The sequence below is a fragment of the Sulfitobacter sp. NFXS29 genome, from assembly GCF_040148765.1.
Lineage (GTDB): Bacteria > Pseudomonadota > Alphaproteobacteria > Rhodobacterales > Rhodobacteraceae > Sulfitobacter.
The window spans coordinates 24374-37250 of record NZ_JAGDED010000010.1 but is presented as its reverse complement, the minus strand read 5'-3'; the positions used below and the strand labels follow the sequence as shown (position 1 = coordinate 37250).

11 protein-coding genes and 1 tRNA gene are annotated in these 12877 nt (G+C 61.6%); 8 read left to right on the top strand and 4 right to left on the bottom strand.

Annotated features, from left to right (window positions below; genetic code table 11):
- The first annotated feature begins 12 nt into the window (after positions 1 to 12).
- The 6 genes from J3456_RS15135 (at position 13) to J3456_RS15110 (ending at position 5884) form a co-directional block, all read left to right on the top strand.
- Complete coding sequence (locus tag J3456_RS15135) at positions 13 to 453, top strand: TrgA family protein (protein WP_349580951.1); 441 nt, start codon at positions 13 to 15, stop codon at positions 451 to 453.
- A 5-nt stretch (positions 454 to 458) separates the two neighbouring features.
- A complete protein-coding gene (locus J3456_RS15130; RefSeq protein WP_349580950.1) occupies positions 459 to 1592 on the top strand; it encodes an NUDIX domain-containing protein in 1134 nt (377 codons plus the stop codon).
- A 13-nt stretch (positions 1593 to 1605) separates the two neighbouring features.
- On the top strand, positions 1606 to 2640 hold the full coding sequence (locus J3456_RS15125; RefSeq protein ID WP_349580949.1) for a cysteine synthase A: 1035 nt from the start codon (positions 1606 to 1608) through the stop codon (positions 2638 to 2640).
- On the top strand, positions 2637 to 5003 hold the full coding sequence (locus tag J3456_RS15120; protein ID WP_349580948.1) for a DUF3772 domain-containing protein: 2367 nt from the start codon (positions 2637 to 2639) through the stop codon (positions 5001 to 5003). The genes J3456_RS15125 and J3456_RS15120 overlap by 4 nt, the downstream gene beginning before the upstream one ends.
- The gene (locus J3456_RS15115) at positions 5000 to 5722 is read left to right on the top strand and encodes an alanyl-tRNA editing protein (protein ID WP_349580947.1); all 723 of its coding nucleotides are present in this window, start codon (positions 5000 to 5002) and stop codon (positions 5720 to 5722) included. The genes J3456_RS15120 and J3456_RS15115 overlap by 4 nt, the downstream gene beginning before the upstream one ends.
- Positions 5723 to 5794: 72 nt before the next feature.
- Positions 5795 to 5884: transfer RNA gene (locus J3456_RS15110), tRNA-Ser, on the top strand.
- Between the two features lie 112 nt (positions 5885 to 5996).
- Here J3456_RS15110 and J3456_RS15105 read toward each other — a convergent pair.
- The 4 genes from J3456_RS15105 to mepK form a co-directional block, all read right to left on the bottom strand.
- Positions 5997 to 6287, bottom strand: coding sequence for a hypothetical protein (locus tag J3456_RS15105; protein WP_349580946.1), 291 nt, complete (start codon positions 6285 to 6287; stop codon positions 5997 to 5999).
- A gap of 436 nt (positions 6288 to 6723) precedes the next feature.
- Complete coding sequence (locus J3456_RS15100; protein WP_502989513.1) at positions 6724 to 7320, bottom strand: L,D-transpeptidase; 597 nt, start codon at positions 7318 to 7320, stop codon at positions 6724 to 6726.
- Between the two features lie 111 nt (positions 7321 to 7431).
- A complete protein-coding gene (locus J3456_RS15095) occupies positions 7432 to 9069 on the bottom strand; it encodes an FAD/NAD(P)-binding protein (protein ID WP_349580945.1) in 1638 nt (545 codons plus the stop codon).
- Between the two features lie 141 nt (positions 9070 to 9210).
- Positions 9211 to 9780 carry a peptidoglycan L,D-endopeptidase MepK gene (mepK, locus tag J3456_RS15090; RefSeq protein ID WP_120351067.1) on the bottom strand — a complete coding sequence of 190 codons (570 nt, stop codon included), beginning with the start codon at positions 9778 to 9780 and terminating at the stop codon, positions 9211 to 9213.
- 331 nt (positions 9781 to 10111) lie between these two features.
- Between mepK and J3456_RS15085 the strand changes: the two genes are divergently transcribed.
- A complete protein-coding gene (locus J3456_RS15085) occupies positions 10112 to 11728 on the top strand; it encodes a L,D-transpeptidase family protein (RefSeq protein WP_502989512.1) in 1617 nt (538 codons plus the stop codon).
- A gap of 34 nt (positions 11729 to 11762) precedes the next feature.
- Positions 11763 to 12854: a UDP-3-O-(3-hydroxymyristoyl)glucosamine N-acyltransferase gene (lpxD, locus tag J3456_RS15080; RefSeq protein WP_349580944.1), complete on the top strand. Its 1092-nt coding sequence runs from the start codon at positions 11763 to 11765 to the stop codon at positions 12852 to 12854.
- The last annotated feature ends 23 nt before the right edge of the window (positions 12855 to 12877 follow it).

Genomic DNA, 12877 nt, shown 5'->3' with positions numbered 1-12877 from the left:
AGGAGCCGGAAAATGCCGACTGGTGCACGACTTATGGCAGCGATCTCACTCGCGGTGCTGGCCTTTGTCCTGTCGGGCATGGTGGTGCCCCTGATGCCAGAAAGCACGGATTTCGGGTATTTCCTGCCGCTGAACGTCCTTCTTGGCCTTGTGGTGGGCTGGCGTGTGATGGGCAAGCGCGCCGGGCGCGGCGTGGTGGCCGCGATCAACAACGGGTTGGCCGGGGTCTTTGTGCTGATGCTCTGGGCGATTTTCTTGCAGGCAGCGAATGAGATGGTCCGTCTGGCCCTGCGCAACCGCTATGACGACCCATTCGAAGCTATCGTTGCCGTGTTCCAGATCGGCGCGGAGTTCGGGGTGACGATTGCCACACTTCCCATCGGTGTGGCGCTTGTCGTAGGGGCTGTGATCACAGGTCTTTTGACCGAATTTGCTTTTAACCGTTGGTCCTGATCCCCATGCGACATCTGTTTATCTACGGCACCCTGCGGCATTTGCCGCTTTTGGAATTTGTGCTTGGCCGTTCTGCCGGAGCGATTGACCTGCGGCCTGCGACCTTGCCGGGCTACCGCGTCTCAGCCGCCGCCGAAGGGCCGTTTCCCACGATTGAGACATGCGAGGCCGCGCAGGCCGAAGGGCTGCTGGTTCAAGGGCTGAGTGCGGATGATTTTGCCCGGCTCGATTTCTATGAAGGCGCCTTTGACTATGATCTGGTGCCGGTGACGCTGGCAGACGGGCAGGCGGCAGAGGTCTATCTGCCGCAACCGGGGCGCTGGACGGGTGAGGGGCCGTGGTCGCTTGAGGCATGGGAGGCCGATTGGGCTGCGCTGTCGTGCCACGCGGCGCGCGAGGTGATGAGCTATATGGGCAAGCGCCCCCGCGCCGAGGTCGACGCGATGTTCCCGATGATACGCCGCCGCGCCCACCAACAGGTGCTGGCTGAAACGGGCGCGCATGATCCGCTGGCCCTCGACGGTAAGATTGAGATTACCGGCCGAGATCGCGTTTACGCAAAGTTCTTTGCCCTTGATGAAATTTCCCTCCGCCATGAGACCTTCGACGGTGCCATGTCCGAAGAGATCGACCGCGCGGTCTTTGTCAGCACCGATGCGGCATTGGTGCTGCCTTATGACCCTGCACGCGACCGCGTGCTGCTGGTTGAGCAGATCCGCATGGGCCCTTTGGCACGGGGCGATCACACTTGCTGGCAGTTGGAACCCATCGCGGGCCATATTGATCCCGGTGAGACACCGCAGGCTGCCGCGCGACGCGAGGCGCTTGAAGAGGCGGGGATCACATTAGGTGCCTTGGAACCCGTAGGAAACGTCTATGCCTCTCCCGGCAATGCGACGGAATTCTTTCACATTTTCGTGGGATTGGTGGATTTGCCGGATCATATCATCGGCACGGGCGGTTTGGCCTCAGAGGGTGAGGATATACGGTCGCATTTGATGTCCTTTGACGATCTGATGGCCTTGGCCGACGCGCAGGCGCTTGCCAATGCGCCATTGGTGGCAAGCGCCTATTGGCTGGCCCGCCACCGCGAACGCTTGAGGTCCGAGAGCGCGACAGCTAAACCGGACGGAACATGAACTGGGGGCAAACATGCAGGTTGCAAAAGATCTGGCCGAGGCCATTGGAAACACACCGCTGATCCGGCTGCGCGGCGCGAGCGAAGAAACCGGCTGCGAAATCTTCGGCAAAGCGGAATTCATGAACCCCGGTCAGTCGGTCAAGGACCGCGCGGCGCTGTTCATCATTCGCGACGCCATTGCACGGGGCGAGTTGAAGCCCGGCGGCACCATTGTCGAAGGCACGGCGGGCAACACCGGCATCGGGCTTGCGCTTGTGGGCGCGTCGATGGGGTTCAAAACCGTTATCGTAATTCCTGAGACCCAGTCGCAGGAAAAGAAAGACATGCTGCGGCTTGCCGGTGCCGAACTGGTGCAGGTGCCTGCGGCCCCTTACAAAAACCCCAACAACTTTGTTCGCTATTCCGAGCGTTTGGCCAAGGAACTGGCCAAGACCACGCCCGAAGGGGTGATTTGGGCCAACCAGTTCGACAATACCGCCAACCGTCAGGCGCATATTGAGACGACAGGCCCCGAGATCTGGGAACAGACTGGTGGCAAAGTGGATGGTTTCTGCTGTGCGGTCGGCTCTGGCGGTACGCTGGTTGGTGTGGCCATGGCGCTGCAGCCCAAGGGCGTAAAGATCGCACTGGCCGACCCCGATGGCGCGGCACTGCACAATTACTACACCGGAGGCGAGTTGAAGTCCGAAGGCAGTTCCATTGCCGAAGGCATCGGGCAGGGGCGGATCACCGCGAACCTCGAAGGCTTCAAGCCGGACTATTCTTATAACGTCTCTGACGAAGAGGCCCTGCCGGTGGTCTTTGACCTGCTGGAAAACGAAGGGCTCTGCCTTGGCGCTTCTTCTGGCGTGAACGTCGCAGGCGCCATGCGCATGGCGAAAGAAATGGGGCCGGGGCATACGATCGTCACCGTGCTTTGTGACTTTGGCACGCGCTATCAATCTAAGCTCTTTAATCCAGAGTTCCTGCGCGAGAAGGGGCTGCCGACGCCCGGCTGGCTTGATGCCGCGCCACAATCCATTCCAGGTGTTTTCGAGGATACATGACCCAAATGCTCCGCTTCGCCCTCGGCCTTACCGCGTTGCTGGTCTGGCTGACCGGCGCTGCTGTCGCACAAGAACCGGTCCTGCCGGATTTTGACCAATGGGAATCCGTCGCCTCTTCTGCTGAAGAAGCAATCGACGCGGCAGAGACCACAGAGACCATGCTTGAGGTGCAGCGCGCCCGGCTGGTGGATTATCGCGCGGAATTCGACGCCGCCCGAAACTTGAACGCAGCGCGGATCAACGCGCTGCGGGAACAATTGGCCGCCCTCGGCACCCCGCCAGAAGGCGAAGGGGCCGAACCGGAATCGCCCGAAGTTGCCGCCAACCGCGAAGAATTGAACCGACAGCTCAACACCCTGTTGACGCCGGTTCAGCGGGCGGAAGCGGCCTACCTACGCGCCGATGCGCTGATCGGTCAAATCGACGTGGCTCTGCGCGAACGTCAGACCGAACAGTTGATGGAGGTCGTGCCCACGCCGCTCAACCCGGTGCACTGGCGCACGGCGATCGACGACTTGGCCACCGCCGCCGGTGAAATCGCCGCCGAAGCGCCGGATGATGCCGATACAGCGCGCCGCAGTCTGCGGTCCTCTCTACCCGCGGTACTGGGGCTCACCATACTCGGCTTGGTGCTGATTTTTCGCGGTCACCACTGGTCAACAGCGATCGTGGGACGGCTCCAGCAGTTCGGCGCGCGCGGCTTTGGCATCTGGCGCTTCGTCGTTTCGCTTTTGCGGATCATCCTGCCCACGGTCGGACTGGTCTTGCTGGCCATGGCCGTACTGGCGACCGATTGGCTGGGGCCGCGCGGCTCTGCCTTGGTGCAGCTTATCCCGGTGATCGGCGGTGCGATGCTGGGCGTTCGCTGGGTGGCCGAGCGGGTGTTTTCGCGCGATGATGACGAAGCGTTGATCCTGCTGCCATCGGCCGAGCGCAAGGCGGTTCGTTTCTACGTTAGCATTATCACCGTCACCGTGATCTTGGGCGCTATCATCACAGCCATTTTCGACGGTCAACAACCGGCAGAGACAACCGAAGCCGTGCTGCGCCTGCCTGTGATGCTGCTCAGCGCCTTTGCCCTGTTCCGCATCGGTCGCATTCTGCACGGCCATAGCGATCCGGTGGCGGAGGAAGCCCCGGCCTCTGAAGAGCCGCGCGTTTCGACCCTTAGCCGCGTGGTGCGCGGTCTGGGCTTGGGCGCGATGATCGTGGCCGTGGTGGCACCGCTTTTGCTGATCAGTGGCTATTACAACGCCGCCGTGTCACTGCTGCCGCCTTACGTCACGACGCTGGTCCTCTTGGGACTGGTGATGACGCTGCAACGCTTCTTGGCGGATGTTTACGGTGCGATGACCGGGCAGGGCGTGCAGGCGCGTGATGCGCTGATGCCGGTGTTCTTTGGCCTGATCCTACTGCTGCTCTCGCTGCCGGTGATGGCTTTGGCATGGGGCGCGCGGGTCACCGATCTGACCGAGCTTTGGGCGCTGTTCAGCCGAGGCTTCGCCTTTGGCGAGACCCGGATCCGTCCGACGGACTTCCTGTCTTTCGCGGTGATCTTTGTGATCGGCTATGCCGCCACGCGCCTCATTCAAGGTGCGCTGCGCAGCAACGTCCTGCCAAAAACGCGGATGGACATCGGCGGGCAGAACGCCATCGTTTCGGGGATTGGCTATGTCGGTATCTTCCTCGCCGCACTGCTCGCCATCACCGGGGCCGGGATCGACCTTTCCGCGCTTGCCTACGTCGCCGGTGCGCTCTCGGTCGGTATCGGTTTCGGTCTGCAAAACGTGGTGTCGAACTTCGTGTCGGGGATCATCCTGTTGATCGAACGCCCGATCTCCGAAGGCGATTGGATCGAGGTGGGCGGCCAAATGGGCTATGTGCGCGACATCTCGGTGCGCTCGACAAGGATCGAGACCTTTGATCGCACCGATGTCATCGTGCCCAATGCCGATCTGATCAGCGGCACGGTCACCAACTACACCCGTGGCAATACCGTGGGCCGCCTGATCGTGCCCGTGGGCGTGGCTTACGGCACTGATACCAAACGGGTGGAGGGCATCTTGCAAGAGATTGCCCAAGCGCAGCCCATCGTGCTGACCAACCCGCCGCCCGCGGTGCTGTTCCTGAACTTCGGTGCCGACGCGCTGGAATTCGAGGTCCGCTGTTACCTGCGGGATGTCAATTGGATGATGAAGGTCAAGAACGACATCAACCATGCCATCGCCGCGCGTTTCAACGAAGAAGGAATCGAAATTCCCTTTGCTCAGCGTGATCTCTGGCTCCGCAATCCTGAGGCTTTGAAAAGCGATGCCACGCCCGCGCAGGACGAGGGCAGCGAAAATGCGGAGCCGCAGGCATGACAGGCGAATTGTTTCGAGAGGAAGCCTATCTGCGCGACGCGCCGGCCCGCGTGGCGGCCCATACGCCAGAGGGCGGGGTGATCTTGGACAAGTCCCTGTTCTACCCCACTGGGGGCGGCCAGCCGGGCGACAGTGGCTGGCTGACATGGGACAAACAGGAACTCTCCATCGCCACCACCGTGCGCGACCGTGACAGTGGCCGCATCGCGCTGGTTCCGGCCGAGCCGCGTGCCCTGCCGCCCGTCGGGGCCTATGTGACCCAAGAGCTCGACTGGGACCGGCGCCACAAACATATGCGCGTGCATACGGCGCTGCATCTGTTGTCGGTCGTGATACCGCATCCGGTGACGGGGGGGCAGATCTCGGCCAGCCATGGACGGCTTGATTTCAACATGCCCGATGCGCCCCAAGACCGGGCCGAGCTGGAAGAGGCGCTGAACCACTTCGTCTCTCTGGACGCGCGGGTGAGCGAGGATTGGATCACCGAAGCGGAACTTGATGCGGCCCCGGAACTGGTCAAAACCATGTCCGTCGCGCCGCCGCGTGGGCGGGGTGACATTCGTCTGATCCGCATTGGTGACGCGCAAGACCCCATCGACTTGCAGCCTTGTGGCGGCACCCATGTGGCCCGAACCGGCGAAATCGGCGCGCTTCGCCTTGGAAAGATTGAGAAAAAGGGCCGGTTGAACCGCCGGGTCTATGTCCATCTGGGCGGTTAGATAAATTTATCTGTCTTGGGGGGATTTCGCTCTTGCAACTCACTGTCCCCCCAAGCTAAACCGCGCATCAACGGAGCGGTGGCCGAGTGGTCGAAGGCGCACGCCTGGAAAGTGTGTAGGCGGGAGACCGTCTCCAGGGTTCGAATCCCTGTCGCTCCGCCATTTTCCCTTTTTTGAGAGTATAGTCTTTCAGCCCTTTAGGGCCGTTCGCGGGTGCATGCAAGAAAGCCCGGCACCTCTCGGTCCGGGCCTTCTCAGTCCTATTCACGATGCCTCAGCGGGAGTCGTTACCCGCGCCAAAACCGCCATAGGCAAAACCTTCGCCCAAGCTGCCCTGCAGGCCGTTGGTTGAGAAGGTGGCGACAGGCGCACGTTCGTCCGAGAATGTTTCTAGCCGAAGGTCTGCGGCGCGGTCGTTGGGACGGGTGGCACCGGCCTGCTCAGCGTGCATCACATCAGCAGTGACGGAAGTATCGAGCCGCAGGTCTTCGTAGCGGGTCGACTGACCGGCAAAGCTGGCAGTGGCGATCAGAGTGGCGGCGGCGGTTGCGATAAAAAGTTTCATTTTCAAGTCCTTTCAGGATTGGGAAAGGGCGGCGGCTTACTCGCTCTGGGGAGAGGCGGGGAGGTCGGGAGGCCCGTTCGATACAATGATATTAAAGGGTGACAGAGGGCTGTTACAAAGCAACTCGGTTCACCGCGCTGTGTTGAGGCGAGACGCCGCGCGATTGAATCGTAACAATCGGCAGGAATCTACCAACGCACTGTTTAATATGTATTTTTTTCTAGATCGAAACCTTTGATGCGCACTGCAAGCAGGGGCCAGATGCCCCCTTCAAGCCATGTTACAGACCCGTCGCAGGAACGTGTCCCACGCCACTGCATGGCCTGCTCCTCCGCCCGTGTAGAATGTTTCAATCATTAGGGTTGGTTTGGCGACAGAAAAAAGCCCGAAGCGGATTTTCTCCGCTCCGGGCTTTTGGTTTTTACTGCGGGATCGCTTAGCCCAGCGGCTCGTAAAGCACCACGCGGGTGTTCATCGGTACCCGGTCGTAAAGCTCGGCCATCTGGTCGTTCACCAGACGGGCGCAGCCGTTGGAGACGCGCTTGCCCAGCGTGCTGGGATCGTTGGTGCCATGGATCCGCAGAAAGGTGTCGCCGCGCTCTTCGGTAAAGAGGTAGAGGCCCCGAGACCCTAGCGGGTTGTCCAGACCGCCCTCCATACCATCGGCGTATTTCTCGTACTTTTCCGGTTCGCGGTCGATCATATCCGGCGTTGGCGTCCAGCTTGGCCATTCTTTCTTGGCGCCCACGTAGAACTCACCGGATTCGTAGAGACCGGGGCGACCGACGCCCACGGTATAGCGCCACGCCATATTGTCGGGCAGCGTCCAGTAGAGCGCGAAGTTATCGGGATCGACGTGGATCTCATAGGGCGGGGCACCCGCCGCGATTGGCACTTTGCGCGGCATCATCTCTGGCGGCACATCATAGTTCGGCATTTCCTTGGGTGGATGCGCCAATGCGGGCGTGGCGAGGCCGCCGCTGAATGCTGCGCCGCTGGCTGCGATACCGGTGATGAAATGTCGTCTTCTCATTGCGTCGTTCCCCTATTCTTCAATCTCGTGTTGAAGGGGAAACCGTTTCGGGGCCGGGCTGTTCCATCCTTATGGCGGGATCACAAACTGTTGTAGCTTTCCAACAGCGCTTTAGGCCGACAGCCTTTCAATCACGCCCTGCGCCCAACGGTCGGCGGATTGGCCAAAGCAATCATGCAGCGAATCCACTGCCGTCACGCTGCCAAGCGCCAAACGGCCCAAGAGGCAAAGGCCGGGAATGGGCTGTCCGCCTTGGTCACACAGGGTGCCGTCAGGCGCAATCGCCGCAGCCAAATCGGTTGAGACCGGCGCGAGGAGGTCCTGCGTGATAAGGTCGGGCAGGGGCGGGCCCTTGATTTGGGAGAGGTCTGGCGCGGGAAGCACCGCGTCGATAATAACTGAGACTTTCGCCTCCCGCCCTTCTGAGCTGAGGGTCCAACCTTGCTCTGTCTCCGCGATTTCGGGGTTCATGGAAAACGCCAGATCAACCAATCCCGCGTCGATCAAGGCCAGTAGTTCCCGCGCCGACGACAGGGGCGGCCCGTAAGAATACCGCTTCAGCCCCTCGTCGAAGTCTATCAATCGCTTTGCCGTCTCCGGGGATGCGTGGCCCGGATTGAAGGCCGCGCGCCATTGATCCTGCCATTTGCGCCAAACCTGCCCAAGCGCGTAGCCGGGGCTTGACGCAACCTCTCCGGCGGCCAGGTTTATCCCATAGCGCAGGGCGTCCATCGGGGGTAGACGGTCCTGCGCACCGGGGTCTGACCATTCCGTTTCCAGCCAGTCCGAGATCTGCGCCTCGCTCACATTCTGCGGCCCAAGGATGCGGGCCACCACGGGCACCAAGGCCGCTGAGATAAGCGAGGGCGCCACCTCAGGCCCCGCGCTGACCGCTGCCGTGGCGGCTTGGGTGAAATGGGCGGTCTCCTCCGGTGATGGCTCGAAAAGCGCGTCGAGGGCGGCATTTCCCGGTTTGGGGAAAGGCGGCTGACCGTTGAGCGAGAAGGGCAGAATGCGGCGAGGCTCCCGGCCCGAGGCGTGATAGCCCGCCGCATCGAAACCGCCGCCCTGCGCCTTGGTCAGGCTGCGCAGCACGTCATAGGTCGACAGACCCAAGCCCCGGATGGCGACTTGCTTGCCCTGCCAGCCCGCCGCCATTTCAGCAAGCGCTGCCGCAGGATAAGCCTGCGCGACCTCCGCCTTGGTCTGCGCCGCGTGATCTTGCCAACCGGCCCATTGCGCGTCCGCCTTTACGGGCGGCTGGCCGAGGGTGAGAAGGACCTCATCATAGACCACCTCCGCGCCAGACGTCGGATCGACACGCCAGCCCGAACCTTTCCGAGAGATCCGCGAGACTTGGGCCGGGATCAGCCTGAGCGTCGCGCCGGTTTTCTTAAAACCCTGTGCAAAAAGATCCTCCCAACGCGCGTTCAGGTAGCGACCCATATCGGCGCGGGATGGGAAACTGTCGGGATCGATGGGCCTGTCTTGCCAATCCGCAAAGCGCCCCACGGTCGCTCCTTGCGGCGGCCGGATGGCGATATCGCGGTATGGGATGTTGAGCAGACAATAGGCCGGCTCTGATGGGGCGAAGTTTGGTCCGGCGGCGGGGTAGGGGCCGGGCTCGTAAATATCAATCTGCACGCGGCGGTCGGTGGACTTAAGGCGCTGCGACAGGGCCTCCAACGCGCCAAGGCCCCGTGGCCCGAATCCGATCACCGCAATTCGCGCTGTACCCTTTGCCTGCATGCCACCCCCCCGGCCTTATTCCAGCGCGACCGTAGAGCCGCGCCATGGCAGGGGAAAGCCCGCGCGCACCAAAAGCACCTAACAAAAAAGGCACCCGAAGGCGCCCTTAACAAATCACTCATTTCACCGGAGAGGCTGCGATCAGCCGCCCCAGCTGCGCACCGAGCCGCAGTCCATATGGGTGAAGTTGGAGCCGGAGTAGCGCCCAACACCGCCGCCGCCGCAGGCCATCGCAGCACGGGCCACCTGATGCACCGAGCGCGATGCGAGGCGCAGGTCAGCGGCCTGACCTTTGAGGTGCAGCGAGTTCTTGGCCACACCGCTAGAGCGAGAGCGCAACATCGCGTTGGTTTTTGGGCTGCGGTAGCCGGACAGGAGCATATAAGGCTCATTCACATCCAGCAGGTTATGCGACGCGGCCATGATATCCACGGTACGCAGGTCCATGTTGGTGACCTCATCCGTCCGCCAATCGCGCATGAAGTGGTTGATCTCGGCAAAGGCGTCTTTGATATAGTGACCTTCGATCCAATAGATCATGTCCAGCCGTTCGCCTGTGCGGCCGGAGAACATGCGGATGCGGCGAATATCGCCAGCGCCACGCAGAAAACCTGCCGCGTTAGAGAAGGTGGGAGCTGCTGCAACGGTGGTTGCTGCGAATGCACCCAGAAGGGCGCGTCGGGTCATACCCGAGGAGCTTGTGCCTGTCATGTGTCTCTGTCCCGTCGTCTGCCTAAGTTACCCAAGATGTTACATGGGCCATTCATCTCATCCCCAGATGCAACATTGTTATTGCATAGCGGGAAAATCTGACCAAGGGCTGAATCGGAAAGGTTCCCGAGAGGTACAAATTTAGGCAATTTTTTGCGCAATGCGGTTAAAAAACCCAATGTTTACAGGAAAAACCGATGCCCGATGCGCACAAATCGTTACGGGTTTTTCCTGCGAACGGAAATTTGAATGGACTTGCGCGTAGTATTATTGGCAAACCGGGCAGGCAATAGGCCCGCTCGGCGGCAATGGTATATTTACGGGGAACGACATGGGATTCAGCGCGACATTTTCACGGCATCTGCCCAAACTTATCGCGGGGCTGGCCCTGATGATTACGGCGTTGGTCTTTGCCGTTCCCGCCACGGCGCAGGTCACTGCTTTCAAACAGGCGGTCGCCGAGGCCGCCGCGCAAGACGATGATATCGCCGCTTTCTACCGCGAAAATGACTACGCCGCGATCTGGACAGGCGCCGCCGAAGAACACCGTGCGCGCCGTTCGGAACTGCTGCGGGCGATCACCACGGCGGATGACCACGGCCTGCCGGTGACGCGCTATAACCCCGATGCCGTTCTGGACATGCTGCGCAACGCGCAGACCCCGCGCGACCGGGGATTCGCCGAAGTTGAACTGAGCCGCGTCTTTCTGCGCTACGCCCGCGACATACAGACCGGCGTGCTGATCCCCAAACGGATCATCAGCCAGATCGTGCGTGAAATCCCTTACCGTGACCGCAAGACCTATCTGCAAGACCTGCCCAAATCCACTCCCGCTGCTTATTTCCGCGCCCTGCCGCCGCGCAGCCTTGAGTATAATGCGCTGCTTAAAGAAAAGATCGCGATGGAAAAGCTGCTGTCGCAGGGCGGTTGGGGCCCGTCGGTTCCCGCGGGCAAGCTTGAGCCGGGCGATACTGGCAATGATGTGATCGCACTGCGCAACCGTCTTATCGCCATGGGCTATCTGGAGAGGTCCAACGCCGTTGGCTATGACGCCAGCCTCACCGATGCCGTGCGCCAGTTCCAAGAAGCCCATGGGCTGAACACCGATGGTGTCGCAGGTCCGGCCACGATGAAGCAGATCAACATCGGCGTAGAGCAGCGGCTGCAATCGGTCATGGTGGCGCTGGAGCGCGAGCGGTGGTTCAACACCGACCGCGGCAAACGTCATATCCTTGTGAACATCCCCGACTTCTCGGCCAAGATCATCGACGATGGCAAGACCACCTTCCAGACCCGCTCGGTCGTTGGGGCAGCCCGCCAAGACCGCCCGACGCCGGAATTTTCGGATGTGATGGAGCATATGGTGGTGAACCCAAGCTGGTATGTGCCGCGCTCGATCATCGTTGGGGAATACCTGCCGCAGCTCAAGCGCAACTCCTATGCCGTGAACCATATTGAGATCACAGACAGCCGGGGCCGCAAGGTGAACCGGGGTGCGGTGAACTTCAACAAATACACCGCGCGGACCTTCCCCTTTGCCATGCGCCAGCCGCCCAGCAACACCAATGCTCTGGGTCTGGTGAAATTCATGTTCCCCAACAAGTACAACATCTACCTGCACGACACCCCAGCCAAGAGCCTGTTCGACCGCGATGTGCGGGCCTTCAGCCATGGCTGCGTGCGTCTGGCCGAACCGTTTGAGTTTGCCTATGCGCTGATGGCCCCGCAGTCTGCGGATCCCGAGGGCGAGTTTCAGGCCGTGCTGCGCAGCGGACGCGAGACCCGGATCGTCTTGGCAGAGCAGGTGCCCGTGCATTTGATCTACCGCACCGCCGTCACCAATGCCCGTGGCCATACCGAGTACCGCGATGACGTCTATGGCCGGGATGCGCTGATCTGGAACGCGCTCTCCAAGGCGGGGGTGGCCTTGCGCGGCGTTCAGGGGTAACTCTCGGGCGCGCAACAAGTAAGGGCCGCCCGAAATGACCTATAGTGTTCAGCAAATTGCCAAAGCCGTCGGCGCCACCGCCGAGGGCGACATCGAACTCATGGTCGGCGGCGTTGCCGAACCGGCCAGCGCCAAACAGGGTGAGATGGCGCTGGCGATGGACCCGCGCTATGCCAGCAGCCTTTCTGAGGGTGCCGCCGAGGTGGCGATGCTCTGGGAAGGCGCGGATTGGCGGGCACTGGGGCTGAAGGCCGCGATCCTGCCCAACCGCCCGCGCTATGCGCTTTCCGGCGTGACGCGCATGCTCGACAAAGGGCAGGGGTTCAAACCGGGCATCCATCCTACAGCCGTGATCGACCCCGAGGCCCTGCTTGGCGATGATGTCTCGGTCGGGCCGCTGGCGGTGATCTCTGCCGGGGCGCGGATTGGCGCGGGCAGCGTGATCGGACCCCTGTGTTTTGTCGGCGTGGATGCATCACTGGGCGAAGGCTGTTTCCTGCGTGAACATGTCAGCATCGGCGCGCGGGTCAGCATCGGGGCGCGTTTCATCGCCCAATCGGGCGTGCGCTTGGGCGGCGATGGCTTCTCTTTCGTGACGGCGGAACTTTCGACCGTGGAAAGCGCGCGGCAGACTTTGGGCGATCAGGGCGACGCCGCACCGCAGCCTTGGACCCGCATTCATTCGCTTGGCGCTGTGACCATCGGCGCGGATGTTGAGATGGGCATGGGCTCCACCATCGATAACGGCACCATCCGCGACACCCGCGTGGGCGATGGCACGAAAATCGACAACCTTGTCCACATCGGCCATAACGCGGTGATCGGCAAAAACTGTCTGCTTTGCGGGCAGGCCGGGGTCGGTGGTTCGACCCGTGTGGGCGACAATGTCGTGCTGGGCGGGCAGGTCGGTCTGGCCGATAACATCACCATCGGTGACCGGGTGATCGCGGGCGGCGGGACGGTTGTGTTGTCCAACGTGCCCGAGGGCCGGACCATGCTGGGCTACCCCGCTACACAGATGAGCAAGCAAACCGAAATCTACAAAGCGCTGCGCCGCTTGCCCAAACTGCTGCGTGATGTCGCAGCCTTGCAGAAGCTGGTTTCCAAAGCCGACAAGGCTGACTAAACCTGCCGCGGACATATGTGAGG